The sequence below is a fragment of the Streptococcus mitis genome (assembly GCF_002096735.1).
GTDB lineage: Bacteria > Bacillota > Bacilli > Lactobacillales > Streptococcaceae > Streptococcus > Streptococcus mitis_CZ.
This window is the reverse complement of the sequence record NZ_NCVC01000009.1, coordinates 18,647-41,781: the sequence shown is the minus strand read 5'-3', so window position 1 is coordinate 41,781 and position 23,135 is coordinate 18,647. Positions and strand designations below refer to the sequence as shown.

The following is a 23,135-nucleotide window of genomic DNA, read 5'->3' as shown; positions in this document are numbered from 1 at the left end:
ATACACCTGTACCCATGCCGAACACAGAAGTTAAGCCCTAGAACGCCGGAAGTAGTTGGGGGTTGCCCCCTGTGAGATATGGAAGTCGCTTAGCTCTAGGGAGTTTAGCTCAGCTGGGAGAGCATCTGCCTTACAAGCAGAGGGTCAGCGGTTCGATCCCGTTAACTCCCATTTAAGCGGGTGTAGTTTAGTGGTAAAACTACAGCCTTCCAAGCTGTTGTCGCGAGTTCGATTCTCGTCACCCGCTTTGAACTTTGTTCAAATTACATTACCAAGTTTTTAACTTGGGCGCGTAGCTCAGGTGGTTAGAGCGCACGCCTGATAAGCGTGAGGTCGGTGGTTCGAGTCCACTCGTGCCCATAAAGTTTGGTCCGTTGGTCAAGGGGTTAAGACACCGCCTTTTCACGGCGGTAACACGGGTTCGAATCCCGTACGGACTATTTTGGAGGATTACCCAAGTCCGGCTGAAGGGAACGGTCTTGAAAACCGTCAGGCGTGTAAAAGCGTGCGTGGGTTCGAATCCCACATCCTCCTTTTGTATTAACGCGGGATGGAGCAGCTCGGTAGCTCGTCGGGCTCATAACCCGAAGGTCGTAGGTTCAAATCCTGCTCCCGCAATAAGGCTCGGTAGCTCAGTTGGTAGAGCAATGGATTGAAGCTCCATGTGTCGGCGGTTCGATTCCGTCTCGCGCCATTTATATATTTTGGAAGGGTAGCGAAGAGGCTAAACGCGGCGGACTGTAAATCCGCTCCTTCGGGTTCGGGGGTTCGAATCCCTCCCCTTCCATTTTACGGGCATAGTTTAAAGGTAGAACTAAGGTCTCCAAAACCTTCAGTGTGGGTTCAATTCCTACTGCCCGTGTTAATAGAATTATGGCGGGTGTGGTGAAGTGGTTAACACACCAGATTGTGGCTCTGGCATGCGTGGGTTCGATCCCCATCACTCGCCTATTTTATATTATTGGGGTATAGCCAAGCGGTAAGGCAAGGGACTTTGACTCCCTCATGCGTTGGTTCGAATCCAGCTACCCCAGTTACTATTTGCCGGCGTGGCGGAATTGGCAGACGCGCTGGACTCAAAATCCAGTGTCCGCAAGGACGTGCCGGTTCGACCCCGGCCGCCGGTATAGTATAGAGTTAAGGAACGTTGTAAATCTTCGTTCCTTTTTTATATCATTTTTGGTATAATAGTAGTTATTCAAATTTTATTTAAATTATGAAAGTGTATGGAAGTATGTCTCGTTCTATCGATTTATTAAAACATCGGTATTTGAAAAATATTAAAGAAAATCCGGAATTGTTTGTTGGGATTGAGCTGGAATATCCTGTTACAAATTTAGAAGGGGATGCTACAGATGTTGAAGTTATCAAGCACTTATTCCGATATTTAGTTTCTGCTTTGAATTTAGCTGTAGAAAAGGTAGATGATTTTGGGAATCCTATTCAGTTAGTGGATCCAGTAAGTCAGGATGCTATTTTATTTGAAGTTTCCTATACCACGATAGAGTTTGCATTTGGTAAGGCTGAAACGATTCAAGAGGTCGAAAATCGTTTTAAAAATTATATGGATGTAATTCAGAAAAAGTTAGTTGAATCAAATCATGCTATTGTTGGCTGCGGCATTCATCCCAACTGGGATAAAAATAAGAATTGTCCAGTTGCTTATCCACGTTATCAGATGTTGATGGATTATTTGAATTTGAGTAGGAATGTGACGAAATCAGACTTACATCATTTCCCTGAATATGGTGCTTTTATCTGTGGGAGTCAGGTTCAACTGGATGTTTCAAAATCTAACTACTTACGGGTTATTAATGCTTTTACTCAAATTGAAGCGGTTAAGGCTTATTTATTTGCCAATTCTGAGTTTTCAGGTGCGGATTGGGATACGAAAATTTCAAGGGATATTTTCTGGGAAGAATCGATGCATGGTATCTATCCAGAGAATGTCGGTGTTAATGCTAGATTATTTAAAGATGAAGACGTTTTTTTTAACTATCTAGATCATTCTGCAATTTTTACTGCGGAACGTGATGGGGAAACCTATTATTTTTATCCTATTCAGGCAAGGGACTATTTGGCTACACCTGAAATTCAAGCATTTGATCTTAATGGGGATGTGGTTTCTATTTACCCTCAAGAGAAAGACTTTGAAACTCATCGTAGTTATCAGTACCAAGACTTAACGACTCGCGGAACAGTTGAGTTTCGTAGTGTGTGTACTCAACCTCTAGATAGAACCTTCGCTTCAGCAGCTTTTCACTTAGGATTGTTGGTTAATTTAGATAAGTTAGAAGCTTACTTAGAAGTAGCACCTTTCTTTAAAGAATTTGGGCAAAATTATAAGTTTTTAAGACGACAATTTTCTAAGAAGAAGCTTACAGATGAGGAAGAAACTGCGATTATTGAAATTTCCAAAGACTTACTCCTGCTAGCCGAGGAAGGACTGGAGAAGAGAAATAAGCAAGAAATGACCTACTTACAGCCTTTGAAAGAAGAATTGAGCCTATAATTTCTCTTGTAAAAGGAGAATTTTCTGAAAAATCATGATATAATGGATGAGACTATAGATAAAGGATAGAGAGTAATGACATTAGTTTATCAATCAACGCGTGATGCCAACAATACAGTAACTGCCAGCCAAGCTATTTTGCAAGGTTTGGCGACGGACGGCGGTTTATTTACACCGCTTACTTATCCAAAAGTAGATTTGGACTTTGACAAATTGAAAGATGCTTCTTATCAGGAAGTTGCTAAGCTTGTTTTGTCAGCATTTTTAGATGACTTTACAGCTGAAGAGTTGGACTACTGTATCGAAAATGCCTACGATAGCAAGTTTGATACTCCATCTATCGCACCATTAGTGAAATTAGATGGACAATATAATTTGGAACTCTTCCATGGTTCAACAATTGCTTTTAAGGATATGGCCTTGTCTATTTTGCCATACTTTATGACAACAGCTGCTAAGAAGCATGGTTTGGAGAACAAGATTGTCATCTTAACAGCGACATCTGGTGATACTGGGAAAGCTGCTATGGCAGGGTTTGCGGATGTTCCTGGTACTGAGATTATCGTCTTTTATCCAAAGGATGGTGTCAGCAAGGTACAAGAGTTGCAAATGACCACTCAGACTGGCGACAATACTCATGTTATCGCTATTGATGGTAACTTTGATGATGCCCAAACAAATGTGAAGCATATGTTTAACGATGTGGCTCTTCGTGAAAGGTTAGCGGCCAACAAGTTGCAATTTTCATCAGCTAACTCTATGAATATCGGTCGTTTGGTGCCACAAATTGTCTACTATGTTTATGCCTACGCTCAGCTTGTTAAAACTGGTGAGATTGTGGCTGGTGATAAGGTCAACTTTACCGTACCAACAGGAAACTTTGGAAATATCTTGGCTGCCTTTTATGCTAAGCAAATTGGTCTCCCAGTTGGTAAATTGATTTGTGCTTCAAACGACAACAATGTTTTGACAGACTTCTTCAAGACACGTGTTTACGATAAGAAGCGTGAGTTTAAGGTAACAACTAGCCCATCTATGGATATCTTAGTATCTTCAAACTTGGAGCGTCTCATTTTCCACCTTTTGGGTAATGATGCGGTTAAAACAGCTGAACTTATGAATGCCTTGAACAAGCAAGGACAATATGAGTTGACAGACTTTGATGCAGAGATTTTGGACCTCTTTGCAGCTGAATATGCGACTGAGGAAGAAACGGCAGCAGAAATCAAGCGTGTTTATGAGGCAGATTCTTATATCGAGGATCCACATACGGCGGTTGCCTCGGCAGTTTATAAGAAATACCAAGCGGCTACTGGCGATGTGACTAAGACAGTGATTGCTTCAACAGCGAGTCCATACAAGTTCCCAGTGGTTGCAGTAGAAGCTGTAACAGGTAAAGTAGGCTTGACTGACTTTGAAGCCTTGGCTCAATTACATGATATTTCAGGAGTTGCAGTACCACCAGCAGTTGACGGGCTTGAAACAGCTCCTGTTCGTCACAAGACAACAGTGGCAGCTGCTGATATGCAAGCAGCGGTTGAGGCTTATCTAGGACTTTAAGACAGAGGGAGTAAACTCGGTTGGGAAACCAACTGAGTTTCTTTTCATCAGGAGGAAGGATTGTTTAAGAAAAATAAAGACATTCTTAATATTGCCTTGCCAGCTATGGGCGAAAATTTTTTGCAGATGCTCATGGGGATGGTGGATAGTTACTTAGTAGCCCACTTGGGCTTGATAGCTATTTCGGGTGTATCAGTAGCTGGCAATATTATCACGATTTATCAGGCGATTTTCATCGCTCTGGGAGCTGCTATTTCCAGTGTTATTTCAAAAAATTTGGGGCAGAAGGATCAATCTATGCTAGCCTATCATGTGACTGAGGCATTGAAGATTACCTTACTATTAAGTTTCCTTTTAGGATTTTTGTCCATCTTCGCTGGGAAAGAGATGATAGGACTTTTGGGGACGGAGAGAGATGTAGCTGAGAGTGGTGGACTCTACCTATCTTTGGTAGGCGGATCGATTGTTCTCTTAGGTTTAATGACTAGTCTGGGAGCCTTGATTCGTGCAACGCATAATCCACGTCTGCCTCTCTATGTTAGTTTTTTATCCAATGCCTTGAATATTCTTTTTTCAAGTCTAGCTATTTTTGTTCTGGATATGGGGATAGCTGGTGTTGCTTGGGGGACAATTCTGTCTCGTTTGGTAGGTCTTGTGATTTTATGGTCGCAATTAAAGTTGCCTTTTGAGAAACCGACTTTTGGTTTAGATAAGGAACTATTGACCTTAGCGTTGCCAGCAGCTGGAGAGAGGCTCATGATGAGGGCTGGAGATGTCGTGATCATTGCCTTGGTTGTTTCTTTTGGAACGGAGGCGGTGGCTGGAAATGCAGTCGGAGAAGTCTTGACCCAGTTTAACTATATGCCTGCCTTTGGCGTCGCTACTGCAACGGTCATGCTGGTAGCTCGAGCAGTTGGAGAGGATAATTGGGAAAGAGTAGCTAATTTGAGCAAGCAAACCTTTTGGCTTTCTCTGCTTCTCATGTTGCCCTTGACGCTTAGTGTCTATGCCTTGGGTATACCACTAACTCATCTCTATACGACTGATTCTCTAGCGGTGGAGGCTAGTGTGCTAGTGACACTTTTTTCACTACTTGGTACTCCTATGACGATAGGAACAGTCATCTATACAGCAGTCTGGCAGGGTTTGGGCAATGCTCGGCTTCCCTTTTATGCGACAAGTATAGGAATGTGGTGTATCCGCATTGGAACAGGATATCTGATGGGGATTGTGCTTGGTTGGGGCTTGCCCGGTATTTGGGCCGGAACCCTTTTGGATAATGGTTTTCGTTGGTTATTTCTACGTTACCGTTACCAGCGTTATATGAGCTTGAAAGGATAGGAAATGCAAAAAACAGCTTTTATTTGGGATTTAGATGGGACTTTATTGGATTCTTACGAAGCGATTTTATCAGGAATTGAGGAAACTTTTGCTCAGTTTTCTATTCCTTATGATAAGGAGCAGGTGAGGGAGTTTATTCTCAAGTTTTCTGTGCAGGATTTACTTGTGCAGGTGGCAGAAGAGAGAAAGCTGGATGTGGAAATGCTAAATCAGGTGCGTGCCCAGAGTTTGGCTGAGAAGAATGCTCAGGTAGTTTTGATGCCAGGTGCGCGTGATGTGCTAGCTTGGGCAGAGGAATCAGGAATTCAGCAGTTTGTTTACACTCATAAGGGAGACAATGCTCGTACCATTCTCAGAGACTTGGGTTTGGAATCTTATTTTACAGAGATTTTAACCAGTCAGAGTGGTTTTGTGCGGAAGCCAAGTCCAGAAGCGGCTAACTATCTGTTAGGCAAGTATCAGTTGGATTCTGAGAAGACCTATTATATAGGGGATCGGACTCTGGATGTGGAATTTGCCCAGAATAGTGGGATTCAAAGTATCAACTTTTTAGAGTCGACTTATGAAGGAAATCATAGGATTCAAGGGTTAGCAGATATTCCTTATATTTTTGGGGATTGGGAACGATAAGATTGTGTCAGTTTTGTGACAGAGACCTAACAAACTATTTCAAGTAACCAAGTTTGTTACAAGGAATAGACAGTTCTGTTAAATAGGCCCGAGAGGGCTTTTTTTCTGCATTTTTTGTGTTATGATAGACAGGTACTCATTTGAAAGGAATAGGAAAGAATGAAGAAAAGAATATTATTAGCTTCAACAGTAGCCTTGTCATTTGCCCCAGTATTGGCAACTCAAGCAGAAGAAGTTCTTTGGACTGCACGTAGTGTTGAGCAAATCCAAAACGATTTGACTAAAACGGACAACAAAACAAGTTATACCGTTCAGTATGGTGATACCTTGAGCACCATTGCAGAAGCCTTGGGTGTAGATGTCACAGTTCTTGCGAATTTGAATAAAATCACTAATATGGACTTGATTTTCCCAGAAACTGTTTTGACAACGACCGTCAATGAAGCAGAAGAAGTAACAGAAGTTGAAATCCAAACACCTCAAGCGGCTTCTAGTGAAGAGGTGACAACTGCGACAGCAGATTTGACAACCAATCAAGTGACCGTAGATGATCAAACTGTTCAGGTTGCAGACCTTTCTCAACCGATTGCAGAAGCGCCAAAAGCGGTAGAAACTACAAGTACAAAAGAAGTAGCAACAAATTCAGAAGTTGCAGAGACAGTTGCTACTGCAGAAGAAGTAGCACCATCTACAAATACTTCAACGTCAGAGGAGCAAACAGCCGAAACAAGTAGTGCAGTTGCAGAAGCAGCTCCTCAGGCAACGACTTCAGCTGAGAAAAATGAAACTCAAGCAAGCCCACAAGATGTTTCAACAGTGGAAGAAACTACAACTCCAACAGAAGAAACAGCAATCGAAACAACTGCAACAAGTTCAGAAGAATTAAAAGAAGCCTCATCAAATGAAGCTACAACAGCAGTTTCTACTTATCAACCAGAAGAGAAGAAAACAGTTTCAACAACTTACGCAGCTCCAGCAGCGCCCGATTATGCTGGACTTGCGGTAGCGAAATCTGAAAATGCAGGCCTTCAACCACAAACAGCGGCCTTTAAAGAAGAAATTGCTAACTTGTTTGGCATCACATCCTTTAGTGGTTACCGTCCAGGAGACAGTGGAGATCACGGAAAAGGTTTGGCTATCGACTTTATGGTACCAGAAAGCTCAGAATTAGGGGATAAGATTGCGGAATACGCTATTCAAAACATGGCCAGCCGTGGAATTAGTTACATTATTTGGAAACAACGTTTCTATGCTCCATTCGATAGCAAATATGGGCCAGCTAATACTTGGAACCCAATGCCAGACCGTGGTAGCGTGACAGAAAATCACTATGATCACGTTCACGTTTCAATGAATGGATAAACCAGACTTGGTAATATCATTTTGACGAATGAGATCTAGCTTTCATGATTGGAAGTAAGTCTCGTTCGTTTTTCTTTGTCATACTCTTCGAAAGTCTCTTCAAACCACGTCAGTTTTATCTGCAACCTCAAAGCTGTGCTTTGAGCAACCTACGGATAGCTTCCTAGTTAGCTCTTTGACTTTCATTGAGTATCAATATGAATGGAAAATGGAAGTTACCATTTTGTAATGATTGAAGCAACATTCTTGCAATCTATTTTATTTTATAATATAATTGATTAGTCAATTATTGATGAATCAATAGAAAGAAGAAAGAAATGATAGAGATTCAAGATTTACTTTATCAACTCCGCTTGTCTGAGCAAGCGAGTACGCAATTGTTTGAAAAAAGACTTGGGATTAGTTTGACACGGTATCAAATTTTATTATTTTTGCTGAAGCATTCCCCTTGTAATCAAATAGCGGTTCAGGAGCGTTTGAAGATTGATCAGGCTGCTTTGACCCGACATTTCAAAATTCTGGAAAAGGAAGGTTTGGTGGAGCGTCATCGTAATCCTGAAAATCAGCGGGAAGTGTTGGTAGAGGCTACGAAGTACGCTAAGGAGCAGTTAGTGGTGAATCCACCTCTGCAGCATATCAAGGTTAAGCAAGAGATGGAAAGTATCTTAACAGAGTCTGAAAGAACAGAACTCAGCCGTTTATTAAATAAATTGGTTTTGGGTATTGAAAATATAGAAATTTAAGGAGAAATAGATGTCAATTATTACAATCATTTTAGCAACGATTGTTGCTTTGGAGCATTTTTACATTTTTTATTTGGAAAGTATTGCAACGCAATCAGATGCGACTAGTCGTGTCTTTAACATGGACAAGGAAGAACTGGCTCGTCCGTCAGTAAGTTCATTGTTTAAAAATCAAGGGATTTATAATGCTTTGCTAGGAGTCTTTCTCTTGTATGGTATTTATTTCTCACAGAATTTAGAAATTGTGACTATTTTTGTCTTATTTGTGATTGGGGCTGCGGCCTATGGCTCTCTCACAGCAGATAAGAAAATTATTTTGAAGCAAGGTGGACCAGCTATTTTGACCTTGATTAGCATTTTCCTCTTTAAATAAACTTGAAGGTCGATTCTAGTCTCACTAATCCTTTTCACTCCAGAATAAGGGAAATATGTTATACTTGTCTTTAAGAAAAGTGTTTCATGAAATCATTTGTAAGGAGATAGAAATGAAAGTATTAGTGACAGGTTTCGAGCCCTTTGGAGGGGAAAAGGTCAATCCAGCTTTGGAGGCTGTTAAAGGTTTACCAGCTGAAATCCATGGTGCGGAGATCCGCTGGCTAGAAGTGCCAACAGTCTTTCACAAATCGGCTCAAGTATTGGAAGAAGAGATGAGTAGTTATCAACCTGACTTTGTCCTTTGTATCGGCCAAGCAGGTGGAAGAACCAGCTTGACACCTGAGCGAGTAGCCATTAATCAAGACGATGCACGCATTTCTGATAACGAAGGTAATCAACCGATTGACCTTCCCATTCGCCAAGATGGTGCTTCGGCCTACTTTAGTAGTTTGCCGATTAAAGCGATGGTTCAAGCTATAAAAAAAGAGGGATTACCGGCCTCTGTTTCCAATACGGCAGGGACTTTTGTCTGCAATCATTTGATGTATCAGGCCCTCTATTTGGTAGAAAAAAAATTTCCACATGTTAAGGCAGGTTTTATGCATATTCCTTATATGATGGAACAGGTGGTGAATCGGCCTACCACTCCAGCTATGAGTTTAGTGGATATTAGGCGAGGGCTAGAAGCGGCAATCGGCGCCATTATAGAACATGGAGATCAGGATCTCAAGTTGGTGGGCGGAGAAACTCATTGATAGAAAAAAGCTTGAGGGGTCACCTTCAAGCTTTTGGACGTTTTCGAGCCAGTACTGCTCTGTAGAAAATTATTTTATTGATTTGAATATAGGGTAGGAGTGAGAAACTAGCAATTCCAAAGGTAATCCAATTGAGGAAGTACCAAGGAAGGAGTTGTAAGTCTAGGACAAAGCGTTGAAATTTGTAGCCTTTCATCAGGAAACGGCTAGTTTTGAGGATTTGTCCTGGTCTGGCTTGCCCTAAGTTTAGGGTGTCACAGAGGAGAAATTCTACCTGCGAATAAGCATAGTATTGTGGAATATAGAGACTATTTCCTACAATCATCAAGAGGATACTTGCTAGAAAGTAAAGACCAAAGGTCATGAGGAAGTGCTCAGTTTCAACTGACGTGAGATCCAGATTAGGAAATTCAGGATGGATGGCAACGAATTTCTTTGCTAGAAAGCTACTATAAAAGAGGAAGTAAATCCCAAGTAAACTAGGAATGCTCCATAAGAAGAGGTAGAAACGTTTGAGAAGAAGAGTCAAAAAGGTTTGTGAAAAGTGTTCTTCGTTAAAGAGAGTAAGACTATTTTTGACGGATAGTTCTGTATCAGGATTCTTGATGAGTTTAAGTGTTGTGTAGACGGAACTGGTTAGAAGTATTGTTCCGATAAAGGAAACCAATAGTGGAAAAAGGTAGGCTTTAGTTACATGGCCAAGCACACTTAAAAAGGATTGCTCTAAAATAGCCTCGTTAATGCGCTCTAAGGGATTGAGGAAACCAGACAAGATGACCAGCATGCTAGGTAAGAGATAGACGAGAAAGAGGCGGGGATTTTCAGCTTGGAATTGTCTAGCCTGCAGACGAATGGTTTTTAAATCAATTTTTGGGTATTTCATTCTCTCATTATACCATAGTTCGTGACAGTTCCTACTTTTTTTGATAAAATCATACAGTATGCCCTTGGGCACAAAGTATGAACTGGGACTGTTTTTCCCAGCTTCGGAGGTAAAAAATGTCAGATTCACCAATCAAATATCGTTTGATTAAGAAAGAAAAACACACGGGAGCTCGTCTGGGAGAAATTATCACTCCCCACGGAACCTTCCCGACACCTATGTTTATGCCAGTTGGGACACAAGCTACTGTCAAAACTCAGTCGCCTGAAGAATTGAAGGAGATGGGTTCGGGAATTATCCTGTCAAACACCTATCATCTTTGGCTTCGCCCTGGAGATGAACTCATCGCACGCGCAGGTGGTCTCCACAAATTCATGAATTGGGATCAACCTATTTTGACGGACAGTGGTGGTTTCCAGGTTTATTCCTTAGCAGATAGCCGTAATATCACAGAAGAAGGAGTAACCTTTAAAAACCATCTCAATGGTTCTAAGATGTTCTTGTCCCCAGAAAAAGCCATTTCTATTCAGAATAATTTGGGCTCAGACATCATGATGTCCTTTGACGAATGTCCTCAGTTTTATCAACCTTACGACTACGTTAAGAAATCAATCGAGCGTACCAGCCGTTGGGCTGAGCGTGGTTTGAAGGCTCATCGTCGTCCGCATGACCAAGGGTTATTTGGGATTGTGCAGGGGGCTGGATTTGAAGACCTTCGTCGACAATCGGCTCATGACCTTGTCAGCATGGACTTCCCAGGCTACTCTATCGGTGGTTTGGCAGTGGGAGAAACCCACGAAGAGATGAATGCTGTCTTGGACTTCACAACCCAACTGCTTCCTGAAAATAAACCTCGTTATCTGATGGGTGTGGGAGCGCCAGATAGCTTGATTGATGGGGTGATTCGTGGGGTGGATATGTTTGACTGTGTCTTGCCGACTCGTATCGCTCGTAACGGAACTTGTATGACCAGTCAAGGTCGTTTGGTTGTCAAAAATGCTCAGTTTGCTGAGGACTTTACGCCACTGGATCCTGAGTGTGATTGCTACACATGTAAGAACTATACACGCGCTTATCTTCGTCACCTGCTCAAGGCTGATGAAACCTTTGGTATCCGCTTGACTAGCTACCACAATCTTTACTTCTTGCTTAACCTGATGAAGCAAGTGCGACAAGCCATCATGGATGACAATCTCTTGGAATTCCGTGAGTATTTTGTTGAAAAATATGGCTATAATAAGTCAGGACGCAATTTCTAAAATGGAATTGATATAAGCTAAAAATCCTAAGTTTTCTCTTGGGATTTTTCTTCTTTTTTTGATAGAATAAAGTGTATAATGAAAGGGAGAATAAACTCGTATGCGCATTAAATGGTTTTCCTTGATTAGGATTACAGGTTTACTACTGGTACTCTTGTATCATTTCTTTCAGACTATCTTTCCTGGAGGATTTTTCGGGGTAGATGTCTTTTTCACGTTTTCAGGCTTCCTGATTACGGCTCTACTCATCGAAGAATTTTCTAAAAATCATGAAATTGATTTGGTTGGATTTTTTAGGAGACGCTTTTATCGTATTGTGCCACCTGTGGTTTTGATGGTCTTGGTAACCATGCCCTTTACTTTTCTAGTTCGGCAAGATTATGTGGCTGGAATTGGGGGTCAGATTGCGGGTGTCTTAGGCTTCATGACCAACTTCTATGAACTGCTAACAGGTGGGAGTTATGAATCTCAGTTCATTCCTCATTTGTTTGTTCATAATTGGAGCTTGGCTGTTGAGGTTCACTACTATATCCTCTGGGGATTGGCAGTTTGGTTCTTATCTAAACAGTCCAGATCAAATGGTCAGTTGAGAGGAATGGTCTTTCTCTTATCTGCTGTTGCCTTCTTGATCAGCTTCTTCTCCATGTTTATTGGTAGTTTTCTAGTAACCTCTTATTCCTCTGTTTACTTCTCCAGTTTAACTCATGTCTATCCATTCTTTTTGGGAAGTGTGTTAGCAACTATCGTAGGCGTTCGTCAGACGACTTCCCTAGTTAAGCAATTGGATAAAATCTGGGATTTACGCAAGACCCTTTTAGTTTTTGGGGGAGGTTTTGGCTTCTTACTCATTTTGACCTTCTTTGTCAAATTTACCTATCTCTTTGCCTATCTTATGGGCTTCTTGCTTGCCAGCCTTGCAGCCATTGCTATGATTCTGGCGGCGCGTGTCTTACATGAAAAGACTCCTCATATACAGGAACCAAAGATTATTAGCTTTTTAGCAGATACTAGCTATGCAGTTTATCTCTTCCATTGGCCTTTCTATATCATTTTTTCACAGTTGACATCAAATCTTCTTGCTGTGTTATTAACTTTGATTTTTTCTTATGGATTCGCCAGCCTATCATTTTATGTGTTGGAACCTTGGATTGCAGGAAAGAACACACCTGTTTTACAAACCCTTCGTCCTCTTCCTCATATTCACACAATCCTTGCAGCAAGTACAGGAATCTTGGCCTTCATTGTCTTCTTAGTAACTCTGTTGGCACCACAAGTGGGAGCTTTTGAGACAGACTTAACTGTCAATGGCTTGAAGCAAGCTGCAACAAATATTAACCAGACCAAGGTAATGACAGAACGAGCAGAAGCTGATAGTTTAGGAATTGCTGATGGCACTATGTTAATTGGTGATTCGGTAGCACTAAGAGCTAATACAGCGTTGCAGACAGCCCTTCCAGGGGCACAGATTAATGCACAAGTCAGCAGAACAACCAAGACCGCCAACGAAATCATGCTCAACAATAGCCAGAATAAATTTCTACCAAAGATGGTGGTTATTGCAACAGGGGTAAATAATCCTGAAAATTATAAGGAAGATTGGGATAGTATCGTGAAAAATCTTCCTAAGGGGCACCATATGGTTTTAGTGACTCCTTATGAAGGAGATAAGACAAAAGAGACCTATGCAATCGTTGAGAAGGCGGCTGCCTATATGAGAGAATTGGCAGAGAAGACTCCTTACATCACGATAGCAGATTGGAATCAAGCTGCTAAGGAACATCCAGAAATTTGGACTGGGACAGACCAAGTCCATTTTGGAAGTGACAATAGTAAAATTGAAGCAGGAGCTAAATTGTATGCAGATACCATTGCTGCAGCCTTGCAAACAGCTCAAGACAAGCCGGTCAAATCAAAATAACTTGTATTAAAAAGAGAAGAGTTGGAGAAATCCAGCTCTTTTAAAATATCTCTAGAAAACAGGTCTATACCATTTACAAATGAATCAGAAAGGTTTATAATATAATTGACATAATAAATATCAAAAGTAATCTTTTAAGGAGGTCATTATTATGCCTAATTACGTTAAAGCGGATCAGTTTTTCTATCCATTTGGCATTCGTCGCGGTGGGTACTTAGAACTTGTTGATGGCAAATTTGGGAAACATGTGGATCAAATTCCTGAAGGAGCAGAGGTTCTTGACTATACTGGTTATAGCATTGCACCAGGTCTTGTGGATACTCATATTCATGGATATGCAGGTGTAGATGTGATGGACAACAACATTGAAGGTACATTGCATACTATGAGTGAAGGACTTCTTAGTACCGGTGTTACCAGTTTCTTGCCCACAACTTTAACAGCCACTTATGAGCAATTGCTTGCAGTCACTGAAAATCTTGGAAACCATTATAAAGAAGCAACAGGTGCTAAGATTCGTGGGATTTATTATGAAGGTCCATATTTCACAGAAACTTTTAAGGGGGCACAAAATCCAACTTATATGAGAGACCCGGGTGTTGAGGAGTTTCATTCTTGGCAGGATGCTGCAAAAGGGATGCTAAATAAAATCGCTATTGCACCAGAACGTGATGGAGTGGAAGATTTTGTACGTACTATTACAGGTGAAGGTGTGACAGTTGCACTTGGACACTCAGATGCGACATTTGAACAAGCTAAGAAGGCAGTTGATGCTGGAGCTAGTGTATGGGTACATGCCTATAATGGGATGCGTGGTTTAACACACCGCGAACTAGGTATGGTAGGAGCTATGTATGAGCTCCCACATACTTACGCAGAATTGATCTGTGATGGTTATCACGTAGATCCAAAAGCTTGTGAGATTTTACTTAAGCAAAAGGGGACAGAAAACATCGCTCTTATTACGGACTGTATGACAGCTGGTGGGCTTGAAGACGGTGACTATATGTTGGGAGAATTCCCTGTTGTAGTAGCAAATGGAACTGCACGTCTCAAATCTACTGGTAATTTGGCAGGTTCTATCCTCAAACTTAAAGATGGTATGAGAAATGTTGTCGAATGGGGAATTGCGAATCCGCATGAAGCGGTCATGATGGCCAGCCTTAACCCAGCTAAATCTGTTAATATTGACGATGTCTGTGGACAAATTCGTGAAGGTTATGATGCTGACTTTATCGTACTAGATAAAGATTTGGAATTGGTAGCAACCTATCTAGATGGCGTGAAACGTTATCAAGCATAAGAGAGAAAGCAGGAGTTAGATACTAGCTTCTGCTTTTTTATGCAGGGTACTTTACTGGTAAATAAAAAAGTTAAGAAAATCACAAAAAGACTTGAACAAGCAAATGAAAAGGCTTACAATTATATTATAAATAGTACAAATAAAAAAACGGAGGAAAGCTTTATGAAAGCCTATACTTATGTTAAACCAGGACTTGCTTCTTTTGTTGATGTAGACAAACCAGTTATTCGCAAGCCAACAGACGCTATTGTGCGTATCGTAAAAACTACTATTTGTGGAACAGACCTCCATATTATCAAAGGGGATGTTCCTGCTTGCCAAAGTGGTACCATTCTTGGTCACGAAGGGATTGGGATTGTTGAAGAAGTTGGAGAAGGAGTTTCGAATTTCAAAAAAGGCGACAAGGTCTTGATTTCTTGTGTCTGTGCCTGTGGTAAATGCTACTACTGTAAAAAAGGAATTTATGCCCATTGTGAAGACGAAGGGGGCTGGATTTTCGGTCACTTGATTGACGGTATGCAGGCTGAATATCTACGTGTCCCTCACGCAGATAACACTCTTTACCATACTCCAGAAGACTTGTCAGATGAAGCCTTGGTTATGCTATCAGACATTCTACCTACTGGATATGAAATTGGTGTCTTGAAAGGGAAAGTAGAACCTGGTTGCAGCGTAGCCATTATTGGTTCAGGTCCAGTTGGATTGGCTGCTCTTTTGACAGCTCAGTTCTACTCACCAGCCAAATTGATTATGGTGGACTTAGACGATAACCGCTTGAAAACTGCTGTATCATTTGGTGCGACTCACAAGGTTAATTCTTCAGACCCTGAAAAAGCCATTAAAGAAATTTATGATTTGACAGATGGTCGTGGTGTAGATGTTGCTATCGAAGCTGTTGGTATTCCTGCAACATTTGATTTCTGTCAAAAGATTATAGGTATAGACGGAACAGTTGCCAACTGTGGTGTACATGGTAAACCAGTAGAATTCGATTTGGACAAACTTTGGATTCGCAACATCAATGTAACAACTGGTTTGGTATCTACAAATACCACTCCACAATTGTTGAAAGCTCTTGAAAGTCATAAGATTGAACCAGAAAAATTGGTAACTCATTATTTCAAACTAAGTGAAATTGAAAAAGCCTATGAAGTTTTCAGTAAGGCAGCAGACCACCATGCAATTAAGGTCATTATAGAAAATGATATTTCAGAAGCTTAAGTAGTAAAAACATTTTGGAACATAAGCAAATAGAAATTCAGTCATCATAAGATGGCTGGATTTTTTATCAAAAAAATTAAGAAATGAGCATATTTCTTTCCTTGTTTAGCGGAATTAGTTATAATATACGGTACAAAGGAATGAATGAATATGTATCGTGTTATAGAAATGTACGGAGATTTTGAACCGTGGTGGTTCTTAGAAGGTTGGGAAGAAGATATTGTAGCAAGTAAGAGATTTGACCAGTATTATGATGCTCTCAAATACTATAAAACTTGTTGGTTTAGATTGGAACAAGAATCCCCTCTTTATAAAAGTAGAAGTGACTTGATGACCATTTTTTGGGACCCGGAAGATCAACGCTGGTGTGATGAATGTGATGAGTATTTGCAACAATATCATTCTTTGGCTCTTTTGCAGGATGAACAGGTTATCCCAGATGAAAAACTACGCCCAGGCTATGAAAAACAAACAGGTAAGGAAAGACACCGTTCTTGCCGTATGAAATTAAAATAGAGAAAAAGTAACTTTTTTGGAGTTGCTTTTTTTATTTTTCCAAATCTTTGCGAATAGTATAGGTGAGGAGGTAAGTATGGTTCAAGAAATTGCACAAGAAATCATTCGTTCGGCCCGGAAAAAAGGGGCGCAAGACATTTATTTTGTCCCCAAGTTAGACGCCTATGAGCTTCATATGAGGGTCGGAGACGAGCGCTGTAAAATCGGTTGTTATGATTTTGAAAAGTTTGCGGCCGTCATCAGTCACTTTAAGTTTGTGGCGGGTATGAATGTTGGAGAAAAGAGACGTAGTCAACTTGGTTCCTGTGATTATGAATATGACCAGAAGATGGCGTCCCTACGTTTGTCTACTGTAGGCGATTATAGAGGGCATGAGAGTTTAGTTATTCGCTTGTTGCATGATGAGGAGCAGGATTTGCATTTTTGGTTTCAGGATATTGGAGAACTGGGTAAGCAGTACAGGCAACGTGGTCTCTATCTCTTTGCTGGTCCAGTCGGAAGTGGCAAGACAACCTTGATGCATGAGTTGGCTAAATCTCTCTTTAAAGGACAGCAAGTTATGTCCATCGAAGATCCTGTCGAAATCAAGCAGGACGACATGCTCCAGTTGCAGTTGAATGAGGCGATTGGACTAACCTATGAAAATCTCATCAAACTTTCCCTACGTCATCGACCAGATCTCTTGATTATCGGAGAAATTCGGGACAGCGAGACGGCGCGTGCAGTGGTCAGAGCTAGTTTGACAGGGGCGACAGTCTTTTCAACCATTCATGCCAAGAGTATTCGAGGTGTTTATGAGCGCCTGTTGGAGTTGGGTGTGAGTGAGGAGGAATTGGCAGTCGTTCTGCAGGGAGTCTGCTATCAGAGATTAATCGGGGGAGGAGGAATTGTTGACTTTGCAAACAAAGACTATCAAGAACACCAGCCAACTAGCTGGAATAAACAGATTGACCAGCTTCTTGAAGATGGACATATCACAAGTCTTCAGGCTGAAACGGAAAAAATTAGCTACAGCTAAGCAAAAAGATATCATCACCTTGTTTAACAATCTCTTTTCTAGCGGTTTTCATCTAGTGGAGACCATCTCCTTTTTAGATAGGAGTGCCTTATTGGACAAGCAATGTGTGACCCAGATGCGCACGGACTTGTCTCAGGGGAAATCATTCTCAGAAATGATGGAAAGTTTGGGCTTTTCAAATGCCATTGTCACTCAGTTATCCCTAGCGGAAGTCCATGGAAATCTCCACCTGAGTTTGGGAAAGATAGAAGAGTATCTAGACAATCTAGCCAAGGTCAAGAAAAAATTAATTGAAGTAGCAACCTATCCTTTGATTTTGCTGGGATTTCTTCTCTTAATCATGCTGGGGCTACGGAACTACCTACTACCACAACTGGATAGTAGCAATATTGCCACTCAAATTATCGGCAATCTGCCACAAATCTTTCTAGGAATGGTGGGGTTTGTTTCCATACTTGCCCTTTTAGCACTAACTTTCTATAAAAGAAGTTCCAAAATGCGTGTCTTTTCTATCTTAGCGCGTCTTCCCTTCCTTGGAATCTTTGTGCAGACTTATTTGACAGCTTATTATGCGCGTGAATGGGGGAATATGATTTCTCAAGGGATGGAGTTGACGCAGATTTTTCAAATGATGCAGGAACAAGGTTCCCAACTCTTTAAAGAAATCGGTCAAGATCTAGCTCAAGCCCTACAAAATGGTCGCGAATTTTCTCAAACCATAGCAACCTATCCTTTCTTTAAGAAAGAGTTGAGTCTTATTATCGAGTATGGTGAAGTCAAGTCCAAGCTGGGGAGTGAGTTGGAAATCTATGCTGAAAAAACTTGGGAAGCCTTTTTTACCCGAGTTAACCGCACCATGAATTTGGTGCAGCCACTGGTTTTTATCTTTGTGGCACTGATTATCGTTTTACTTTATGCGGCAATGCTCATGCCCATGTATCAAAATATGGAGGTAAATTTTTAACATGAAAAAAATGATGACATTCTTGAAAAAAGCGAAAGTGAAGGCTTTTACACTTGTGGAAATGTTGGTGGTCTTGCTCATTATCAGCGTGCTTCTCTTGCTCTTTGTGCCTAATTTGACCAAGCAAAAAGAGGCGGTCAATGACAAAGGAAAAGCTGCTGTTGTTAAGGTGGTGGAAAGCCAGGCAGAGCTTTATAGCTTAGATAAAAATGAAGATGCTAGCCTAAGCAAGTTACAAGCAGATGGGAGAATCACAGAAGAACAGGCTAAAGCTTATAAAGAATACCATGCTAAACAAAATACCAGTCAAACCGTTGCAGATTAAGGCCTTTACCATGCTGGAAAGCCTATTGGTTTTGGGTCTTGTGAGTATCCTTGCCTTGGGCTTTTCCGGCTCTGTCCAGTCCACTTTTGCGGCGGTAGAGGAGCAGATTTTCTTTATGGAGTTTGAAGAACTTTATCGGGAAACACAAAAACGCAGTGTAGCTAGTCAGCAAAAGACTAGTCTAAATTTAGATGGGCAGACGATCAGTAATGGCAGCCAAAAGTTGACCGTTCCTAAAGGAATTCAGGCACCATCAGGACAAAGTATCACATTTGACCGAGCTGGGGGAAATTCGTCCCTGGCTAAGGTTGAATTTCAGACCAGCAAAGGAGCGATTCGTTATCAATTATATCTAGGAAATGGAAAAATTAAACGCATTAAGGAAACAAAAAATTAGGGCAGTGATTTTACTGGAAGCAGTAGTTGCTCTAGCTATCTTTGCCAGCATAGCAACCCTCCTTTTGGGACAAATTCAGAAAAATAGGCAAGAAGAAGCAAAAATCTTGCAAAAGGAAGAAGTCTTGAGGGTAGCTAAGATGGCCTTGCAGACAGGTCAAAATCAGGTAAAGATAAACGGAGTTGAGATTCAGGTGTTTTCTAGTGAAAAAGGATTGGAGGTTTATCATGGTTCAGAACAGTTGTTGGCAATCAAAGAGCCATAAGGTTAAGGCTTTTACCTTATTAGAATCCCTGATTGCTCTTATTGTTATCAGTGGAAGTTTACTTCTCTTTCAAGCCATGAGTCAGCTCCTCATTTCAGAAGTTCGCTACCAGCAGCAAAGCGAGCAAAAGGAGTGGCTCTTGTTTGTGGACCAGTTGGAAGCAGAATTAGACCATTCGCAATTCGAAAAAGTGGAAGGTAATCGCATTTATATGAAGCAGGATGGCAAGGATATCGCCATCGGTAAGTCCAAGTCAGACGATTTTCGAAAAACCGATGCCAGTGGACGAGGCTATCAGCCTATGGTTTATGGGCTCAAATCCGCACAGATTACAGGGGAGAATCAAGTGGTGCGTTTTAGTTTCCAGTTCCAAAAAGGCTTAGAAAGGGAATTCATCTATCGTGTGGAAAAAGAAAAAAGTTAAGGCAGGTGTTCTCCTCTATGCAGTCACCGTGGCTGCTATCTTTAGTCTTTTGTTACAATTTTACTTGAACCGACAAGTCGCCCACTATCAAGACTACGCTTTAAATAAAGAAAAGCTGATTGCTTTTGCTATGGCCAAACGAACCAAAGATAAGGTTGAGCAAGAAAGTGGAGAACAGGTTTATAACCTAGGTCAGGTGAGCTATCAAAATAAGAAAACAAGCTTGGTGACGACGGTTCGTACGCCTAAGAGTCAATATGAGTTCATCTTTCCTTCCGTCAAAATCAAAGAAGAGAAAACAGATAAAAAGGAAAAGGTAGTGACTGATTCAAGTAATCAAGCAGAGAAGAAAAAATCAGAAGAGAAAGTTGAAAAGAAAGAGAATTCCTAGCCAATCAAGCTACTTTGTGCTAAACTAAAAATATGAAACATGATTTTAACCACAAAGCAGAAACTTTCGATTCCCCTAAAAATATCTTCCTTGCAAACTTGGTTTGTCAAGCAGTCAAGAAACAGATTGATCTTCTATCAGACAAAGAAATTTTGGATTTCGGTGGAGGGACGGGGCTGTTAACCTTGCCTCTAGCCAAGCAGGCCAAGTCTGTGACATTGGTGGATATTTCGGAGAAAATGCTGGAGCAAGCTCGTTTGAAAGCGGAGCGGCAAGACATCAAGAATATCCACTTTTTGGAGCAAGATTTACTGGAAAAACCCTTGGAGAAAGAGTTTGATCTCATTGTTGTTTGTCGTGTTCTTCATCATATGCCTGATTTGGATGCGACTCTCTTACTGTTTTATCAACATTTGAGGGAAGATGGACAACTCCTACTTGCTGATTTTACCAAGACAGAAGCTAACCATCATGGATTTAAATTGCCTGAACTGGAAAACAAGCTAGCCCAGTTTGGTTTTTCATCTGTGCATAGTCAGATTCTCTATAGCGCTGAAGACCTGTTTCAAGGAAATTACGCAGAACTCTTTTTAACAGTAGCCCAAAAATCACTCGCCTAGTCAGGGAGTGATTTTTCTATAAGGATGGAAAAAAGAAGGGAAATTTGATAAGATAGGAATATGGATTTTGAAAAAATTGAACAAGCTTATACGTATTTACTAGAGAATGTCCAAGTCATCCAAAGTGATTTGGCGACCAACTTTTATGACGCCTTGGTGGAGCAAAATAGCATCTATCTGGATGGTGAAACTGAGCTAGAGCAGGTCAAGGAAAACAATCAGGCCCTTAAACGCTTAGCGCTACGCAAAGAAGAATGGCTCAAGACCTACCAGTTTCTCTTGATGAAGGCTGGGCAGACAGAGCCCCTACAGGCCAATCACCAGTTTACACCAGATGCCATTGCTTTACTTTTGGTGTTTATTGTGGAAGAGTTGTTTAAAGAAGAGGAGATTACGATCCTCGAAATGGGTTCTGGGATGGGAATTCTAGGCGCTACTTTCTTGACCTCGCTTGATAAAAAGGTGGATTACTTGGGAATGGAAGTGGATGATTTGCTGATTGATTTGGCAGCAAGCATGGCAGATGTAATTGGTTTGCAGGCTGGTTTTGTCCAAGGAGATGCCGTTCGTCCACAAATGCTCAAAGAAAGCGATGTGGTCATCAGCGACTTGCCTGTCGGCTATTATCCTGATGACGCCGTTGCGTCGCGCCATCAAGTTGCTTCTAGTCAAGAACATACTTACGCCCATCACTTGCTCATGGAACAAGGACTTAAGTACCTCAAGTCAGATGGATACGCTATTTTTCTCGCTCCGAGTGATTTGTTGACCAGTCCTCAAAGTGATTTGTTGAAAGGCTGGTTGAAAGAGGAGGCAAGTCTGACTGCCATGATTAGTCTGCCTGAAAATCTCTTTGCTAATGCTAAACAATCCAAGACTATTTTTATCTTACAGAAGAAAAGTGAAATAGCAGTGGAGCCTTTTATTTATCCACTTTCTAGCTTGCAAGATGCAAGTGTTTTAATGAAATTTAAAGAAAATTTTCAAAAATGGACTCAAGGTACTGAAATATAAAATAGATTTTGTTATAATAGATGAAAACGCTTAAAAAGGGGTATCATGTTATGACAAAAACAATTGCAATCAATGCGGGAAGTTCAAGTTTGAAATGGCAACTTTATCAAATGCCAGAGGAAAAAGTTCTTGCTAAAGGTTTAATTGAACGTATCGGCTTGAAAGATTCAATTTCAACTGTAAAATTTGATGGTCGTTCTGAACAACAAATTTTGGATATTGAAAATCATACACAAGCCGTTAAAATCTTATTGGATGACTTGATTCGTTTCGATATTATCAAGGCTTATGATGAGATTACAGGTGTTGGACACCGTGTTGTTGCAGGTGGAGAATATTTCAAAGAATCAACAGTTGTTGAAGGGGATGTTTTAGAAAAAGTTGAAGAGTTGAGTTTGTTGGCTCCTCTCCACAATCCAGCTAATGCAGCAGGTGTTCGCGCCTTCAAGGAATTGTTGCCAGACATTACCAGTGTAGTTGTTTTTGATACTTCATTCCACACAACTATGCCAGAGAAAGCTTATCGCTACCCTCTACCAACAAAATATTACACAGAAAACAAGGTTCGTAAATATGGTGCCCACGGTACAAGTCACCAGTTTGTAGCAGGAGAAGCTGCAAAACTCTTGGGCCGTCCATTAGAGGACTTGAAATTGATTACTTGCCACATCGGTAATGGTGCTTCTATTACAGCAGTTAATGGCGGTCAATCTGTTGATACTTCAATGGGATTCACTCCACTTGGTGGTGTGATGATGGGAACTCGTACAGGAGATATTGACCCAGCTATCATTCCTTACTTAATGCAATATACAGAGGACTTTAACACGCCTGAAGACATTAGTCACGTTCTTAATCGTGAATCAGGACTAATGGGGGTTTCAGGTAAATCTAGTGATATGCGTGATGTGATTGCTGCTATGGAAGAAGGGGACCACGATGCCACTTTAGCCTATGAAATGTATGTTGACCGTATCCAAAAACATATCGGTCAATACCTTGCAGTCCTAAATGGAGCAGATGCTATTATCTTTACTGCGGGTATCGGTGAAAATGCTGCAAACGTACGTGAAGATGTTATCTCAGGGATTTCTTGGTTTGGCTGTGATGTTGACCCAGAAAAGAACGTCTTTGGTGTGACAGGAGACATTTCAACAGAGGCAGCGAAAATTCGTGTTTTGGTTATTCCAACAGATGAAGAATTAGTCATTGCCCGTGACGTTGAACGTTTGAAAAAATAACTAAAATCAGAAAAAATATTCCGTACAAGGAGTTGGGAAAGAGATTTTTCCAGCTTCTTTTTCTGATGGAAATGTCCAAAACCTTGCTATGATTGGCT

The 23,135-nt window shown here is 41.0% G+C and carries 24 protein-coding genes, 12 tRNA genes and 1 rRNA gene; 36 read left to right on the top strand and 1 reads right to left on the bottom strand.

What is annotated here, in order from left to right; all coding sequences use genetic code 11:
- The 21 genes from rrf to pcp form a co-directional block, all read left to right on the top strand.
- Window positions 1-94, top strand: a 5S ribosomal RNA gene (gene rrf, locus B7703_RS00730); the annotation flags it as partial.
- Between the two features lie 4 nt (window positions 95-98).
- Window positions 99-171 (top strand) — tRNA-Val (locus B7703_RS00725).
- Between the two features lie 5 nt (window positions 172-176).
- Window positions 177-247 (top strand) — tRNA-Gly (locus B7703_RS00720).
- Between the two features lie 39 nt (window positions 248-286).
- A tRNA-Ile gene (locus B7703_RS00715) sits at window positions 287-360 on the top strand.
- 8 nt (window positions 361-368) lie between these two features.
- Window positions 369-440, top strand: a tRNA-Glu gene (locus B7703_RS00710).
- Window positions 441-444: 4 nt separating this feature from the next.
- Window positions 445-534: transfer RNA gene (locus B7703_RS00705), tRNA-Ser, on the top strand.
- A gap of 10 nt (window positions 535-544) precedes the next feature.
- Window positions 545-618, top strand: a tRNA-Met gene (locus B7703_RS00700).
- A gap of 3 nt (window positions 619-621) precedes the next feature.
- A tRNA-Phe gene (locus B7703_RS00695) sits at window positions 622-694 on the top strand.
- Between the two features lie 12 nt (window positions 695-706).
- A tRNA-Tyr gene (locus tag B7703_RS00690) sits at window positions 707-787 on the top strand.
- A gap of 4 nt (window positions 788-791) precedes the next feature.
- Window positions 792-862: transfer RNA gene (locus tag B7703_RS00685), tRNA-Trp, on the top strand.
- Between the two features lie 14 nt (window positions 863-876).
- Window positions 877-949, top strand: a tRNA-His gene (locus B7703_RS00680).
- Window positions 950-962: 13 nt separating this feature from the next.
- A tRNA-Gln gene (locus B7703_RS00675) sits at window positions 963-1,034 on the top strand.
- Window positions 1,035-1,043: 9 nt separating this feature from the next.
- Window positions 1,044-1,127: transfer RNA gene (locus B7703_RS00670), tRNA-Leu, on the top strand.
- 107 nt (window positions 1,128-1,234) lie between these two features.
- Entirely contained in the window at window positions 1,235-2,512 is a 1,278-nt protein-coding gene (locus tag B7703_RS00665; protein WP_084923223.1) for a glutamate-cysteine ligase family protein, read from the top strand.
- Between the two features lie 75 nt (window positions 2,513-2,587).
- Entirely contained in the window at window positions 2,588-4,072 is a 1,485-nt protein-coding gene (gene thrC / locus B7703_RS00660; protein ID WP_084923221.1) for a threonine synthase, read from the top strand.
- Between the two features lie 60 nt (window positions 4,073-4,132).
- Window positions 4,133-5,413 carry an MATE family efflux transporter gene (locus B7703_RS00655; RefSeq protein ID WP_020903673.1) on the top strand — a complete coding sequence of 427 codons (1,281 nt, stop codon included), beginning with the start codon at window positions 4,133-4,135 and terminating at the stop codon, window positions 5,411-5,413.
- Window positions 5,414-5,416: 3 nt separating this feature from the next.
- On the top strand, window positions 5,417-6,043 hold the full coding sequence (locus tag B7703_RS00650) for an HAD family hydrolase (protein WP_020903674.1): 627 nt from the start codon (window positions 5,417-5,419) through the stop codon (window positions 6,041-6,043).
- Between the two features lie 159 nt (window positions 6,044-6,202).
- Window positions 6,203-7,405 carry a LysM peptidoglycan-binding domain-containing protein gene (locus B7703_RS00645; RefSeq protein WP_020903675.1) on the top strand — a complete coding sequence of 401 codons (1,203 nt, stop codon included), beginning with the start codon at window positions 6,203-6,205 and terminating at the stop codon, window positions 7,403-7,405.
- Between the two features lie 317 nt (window positions 7,406-7,722).
- Window positions 7,723-8,148, top strand: coding sequence for a MarR family winged helix-turn-helix transcriptional regulator (locus B7703_RS00635; protein ID WP_050243374.1), 426 nt, complete (start codon window positions 7,723-7,725; stop codon window positions 8,146-8,148).
- Window positions 8,149-8,158: 10 nt separating this feature from the next.
- Window positions 8,159-8,521 (top strand): DUF1304 domain-containing protein, encoded by a 363-nt coding sequence (locus tag B7703_RS00630; protein ID WP_050243373.1) that lies wholly within the window; start codon window positions 8,159-8,161, stop codon window positions 8,519-8,521.
- 112 nt (window positions 8,522-8,633) lie between these two features.
- Window positions 8,634-9,278, top strand: coding sequence for a pyroglutamyl-peptidase I (gene pcp, locus B7703_RS00625; protein WP_084923216.1), 645 nt, complete (start codon window positions 8,634-8,636; stop codon window positions 9,276-9,278).
- A 25-nt stretch (window positions 9,279-9,303) separates the two neighbouring features.
- Here pcp and B7703_RS00620 read toward each other — a convergent pair whose 3' ends face one another.
- Window positions 9,304-10,161 carry a DUF975 family protein gene (locus tag B7703_RS00620; RefSeq protein WP_084923214.1) on the bottom strand — a complete coding sequence of 286 codons (858 nt, stop codon included), beginning with the start codon at window positions 10,159-10,161 and terminating at the stop codon, window positions 9,304-9,306.
- 116 nt (window positions 10,162-10,277) lie between these two features.
- Between B7703_RS00620 and tgt the strand changes: the two genes are divergently transcribed.
- The 15 genes from tgt (at window position 10,278) to B7703_RS00545 (ending at window position 23,037) form a co-directional block, all read left to right on the top strand.
- On the top strand, window positions 10,278-11,420 hold the full coding sequence (gene tgt / locus B7703_RS00615) for a tRNA guanosine(34) transglycosylase Tgt (RefSeq protein ID WP_001285237.1): 1,143 nt from the start codon (window positions 10,278-10,280) through the stop codon (window positions 11,418-11,420).
- A gap of 100 nt (window positions 11,421-11,520) precedes the next feature.
- Window positions 11,521-13,338 (top strand): acyltransferase family protein, encoded by a 1,818-nt coding sequence (locus B7703_RS00610; RefSeq protein ID WP_084923212.1) that lies wholly within the window; start codon window positions 11,521-11,523, stop codon window positions 13,336-13,338.
- A gap of 151 nt (window positions 13,339-13,489) precedes the next feature.
- Window positions 13,490-14,641: an N-acetylglucosamine-6-phosphate deacetylase gene (nagA, locus tag B7703_RS00605; RefSeq protein ID WP_001134550.1), complete on the top strand. Its 1,152-nt coding sequence runs from the start codon at window positions 13,490-13,492 to the stop codon at window positions 14,639-14,641.
- Between the two features lie 162 nt (window positions 14,642-14,803).
- Window positions 14,804-15,862, top strand: coding sequence for a zinc-dependent alcohol dehydrogenase family protein (locus B7703_RS00600; RefSeq protein ID WP_084923226.1), 1,059 nt, complete (start codon window positions 14,804-14,806; stop codon window positions 15,860-15,862).
- A gap of 150 nt (window positions 15,863-16,012) precedes the next feature.
- On the top strand, window positions 16,013-16,378 hold the full coding sequence (locus B7703_RS00595) for a DUF1033 family protein (protein WP_023947968.1): 366 nt from the start codon (window positions 16,013-16,015) through the stop codon (window positions 16,376-16,378).
- 76 nt (window positions 16,379-16,454) lie between these two features.
- On the top strand, window positions 16,455-17,396 hold the full coding sequence (gene comGA / locus B7703_RS00590) for a competence type IV pilus ATPase ComGA (protein ID WP_084923210.1): 942 nt from the start codon (window positions 16,455-16,457) through the stop codon (window positions 17,394-17,396).
- Window positions 17,344-18,360, top strand: coding sequence for a competence type IV pilus assembly protein ComGB (gene comGB / locus B7703_RS00585; protein WP_084923207.1), 1,017 nt, complete (start codon window positions 17,344-17,346; stop codon window positions 18,358-18,360). The genes comGA and comGB overlap by 53 nt, the downstream gene beginning before the upstream one ends.
- 1 nt (window position 18,361) lies before the next feature.
- Complete coding sequence (gene comGC / locus B7703_RS00580; protein ID WP_000738641.1) at window positions 18,362-18,685, top strand: comG operon protein ComGC; 324 nt, start codon at window positions 18,362-18,364, stop codon at window positions 18,683-18,685.
- The gene (gene comGD / locus B7703_RS00575; protein WP_192851940.1) at window positions 18,648-19,082 is read left to right on the top strand and encodes a competence type IV pilus minor pilin ComGD; all 435 of its coding nucleotides are present in this window, start codon (window positions 18,648-18,650) and stop codon (window positions 19,080-19,082) included. The genes comGC and comGD overlap by 38 nt, the downstream gene beginning before the upstream one ends.
- Window positions 19,045-19,347: a competence type IV pilus minor pilin ComGE gene (gene comGE / locus B7703_RS00570; protein WP_153197443.1), complete on the top strand. Its 303-nt coding sequence runs from the start codon at window positions 19,045-19,047 to the stop codon at window positions 19,345-19,347. Before comGD ends, comGE begins: the two co-directional genes overlap by 38 nt.
- Entirely contained in the window at window positions 19,310-19,771 is a 462-nt protein-coding gene (gene comGF / locus B7703_RS00565; RefSeq protein WP_084923203.1) for a competence type IV pilus minor pilin ComGF, read from the top strand. The genes comGE and comGF overlap by 38 nt, the downstream gene beginning before the upstream one ends.
- On the top strand, window positions 19,749-20,162 hold the full coding sequence (gene comGG / locus B7703_RS00560) for a competence type IV pilus minor pilin ComGG (protein WP_084923201.1): 414 nt from the start codon (window positions 19,749-19,751) through the stop codon (window positions 20,160-20,162). Before comGF ends, comGG begins: the two co-directional genes overlap by 23 nt.
- 32 nt (window positions 20,163-20,194) lie before the next feature.
- Entirely contained in the window at window positions 20,195-20,782 is a 588-nt protein-coding gene (locus tag B7703_RS00555) for a class I SAM-dependent methyltransferase (RefSeq protein ID WP_060627211.1), read from the top strand.
- Window positions 20,783-20,842: 60 nt separating this feature from the next.
- Entirely contained in the window at window positions 20,843-21,796 is a 954-nt protein-coding gene (locus tag B7703_RS00550) for a class I SAM-dependent methyltransferase (RefSeq protein ID WP_084923200.1), read from the top strand.
- Window positions 21,797-21,846: 50 nt separating this feature from the next.
- Window positions 21,847-23,037 (top strand): acetate kinase, encoded by a 1,191-nt coding sequence (locus B7703_RS00545; protein WP_084923198.1) that lies wholly within the window; start codon window positions 21,847-21,849, stop codon window positions 23,035-23,037.
- Window positions 23,038-23,135 lie beyond the last annotated feature (98 nt).

What these genes read in the sequence shown, in the direction of transcription:
- B7703_RS00665 (WP_084923223.1), top strand. Translation starts at nt 1,235, where the DNA reads ATGTCTCGTTCTATCGATTTATTAAAACATCGGTATTTGAAAAATATT.
- B7703_RS00555 (WP_060627211.1), top strand. Translation starts at nt 20,195, where the DNA reads ATGAAACATGATTTTAACCACAAAGCAGAAACTTTCGATTCCCCTAAA.
- comGC (WP_000738641.1), top strand. Translation starts at nt 18,362, where the DNA reads ATGAAAAAAATGATGACATTCTTGAAAAAAGCGAAAGTGAAGGCTTTT.
- nagA (WP_001134550.1), top strand. Translation starts at nt 13,490, where the DNA reads ATGCCTAATTACGTTAAAGCGGATCAGTTTTTCTATCCATTTGGCATT.
- comGA (WP_084923210.1), top strand. Translation starts at nt 16,455, where the DNA reads ATGGTTCAAGAAATTGCACAAGAAATCATTCGTTCGGCCCGGAAAAAA.
- thrC (WP_084923221.1), top strand. Translation starts at nt 2,588, where the DNA reads ATGACATTAGTTTATCAATCAACGCGTGATGCCAACAATACAGTAACT.
- B7703_RS00650 (WP_020903674.1), top strand. Translation starts at nt 5,417, where the DNA reads ATGCAAAAAACAGCTTTTATTTGGGATTTAGATGGGACTTTATTGGAT.
- B7703_RS00550 (WP_084923200.1), top strand. Translation starts at nt 20,843, where the DNA reads ATGGATTTTGAAAAAATTGAACAAGCTTATACGTATTTACTAGAGAAT.
- comGD (WP_192851940.1), top strand. Translation starts at nt 18,648, where the DNA reads ATGCTAAACAAAATACCAGTCAAACCGTTGCAGATTAAGGCCTTTACC.
- B7703_RS00545 (WP_084923198.1), top strand. Translation starts at nt 21,847, where the DNA reads ATGACAAAAACAATTGCAATCAATGCGGGAAGTTCAAGTTTGAAATGG.
- B7703_RS00595 (WP_023947968.1), top strand. Translation starts at nt 16,013, where the DNA reads ATGTATCGTGTTATAGAAATGTACGGAGATTTTGAACCGTGGTGGTTC.
- B7703_RS00620 (WP_084923214.1), bottom strand. Translation starts at nt 10,161, where the DNA reads ATGAAATACCCAAAAATTGATTTAAAAACCATTCGTCTGCAGGCTAGA.
- tgt (WP_001285237.1), top strand. Translation starts at nt 10,278, where the DNA reads ATGTCAGATTCACCAATCAAATATCGTTTGATTAAGAAAGAAAAACAC.
- B7703_RS00645 (WP_020903675.1), top strand. Translation starts at nt 6,203, where the DNA reads ATGAAGAAAAGAATATTATTAGCTTCAACAGTAGCCTTGTCATTTGCC.
- comGB (WP_084923207.1), top strand. Translation starts at nt 17,344, where the DNA reads ATGGACATATCACAAGTCTTCAGGCTGAAACGGAAAAAATTAGCTACA.
- B7703_RS00610 (WP_084923212.1), top strand. Translation starts at nt 11,521, where the DNA reads ATGCGCATTAAATGGTTTTCCTTGATTAGGATTACAGGTTTACTACTG.
- B7703_RS00600 (WP_084923226.1), top strand. Translation starts at nt 14,804, where the DNA reads ATGAAAGCCTATACTTATGTTAAACCAGGACTTGCTTCTTTTGTTGAT.
- comGF (WP_084923203.1), top strand. Translation starts at nt 19,310, where the DNA reads ATGGTTCAGAACAGTTGTTGGCAATCAAAGAGCCATAAGGTTAAGGCT.
- comGE (WP_153197443.1), top strand. Translation starts at nt 19,045, where the DNA reads ATGGAAAAATTAAACGCATTAAGGAAACAAAAAATTAGGGCAGTGATT.
- B7703_RS00630 (WP_050243373.1), top strand. Translation starts at nt 8,159, where the DNA reads ATGTCAATTATTACAATCATTTTAGCAACGATTGTTGCTTTGGAGCAT.
- B7703_RS00635 (WP_050243374.1), top strand. Translation starts at nt 7,723, where the DNA reads ATGATAGAGATTCAAGATTTACTTTATCAACTCCGCTTGTCTGAGCAA.
- pcp (WP_084923216.1), top strand. Translation starts at nt 8,634, where the DNA reads ATGAAAGTATTAGTGACAGGTTTCGAGCCCTTTGGAGGGGAAAAGGTC.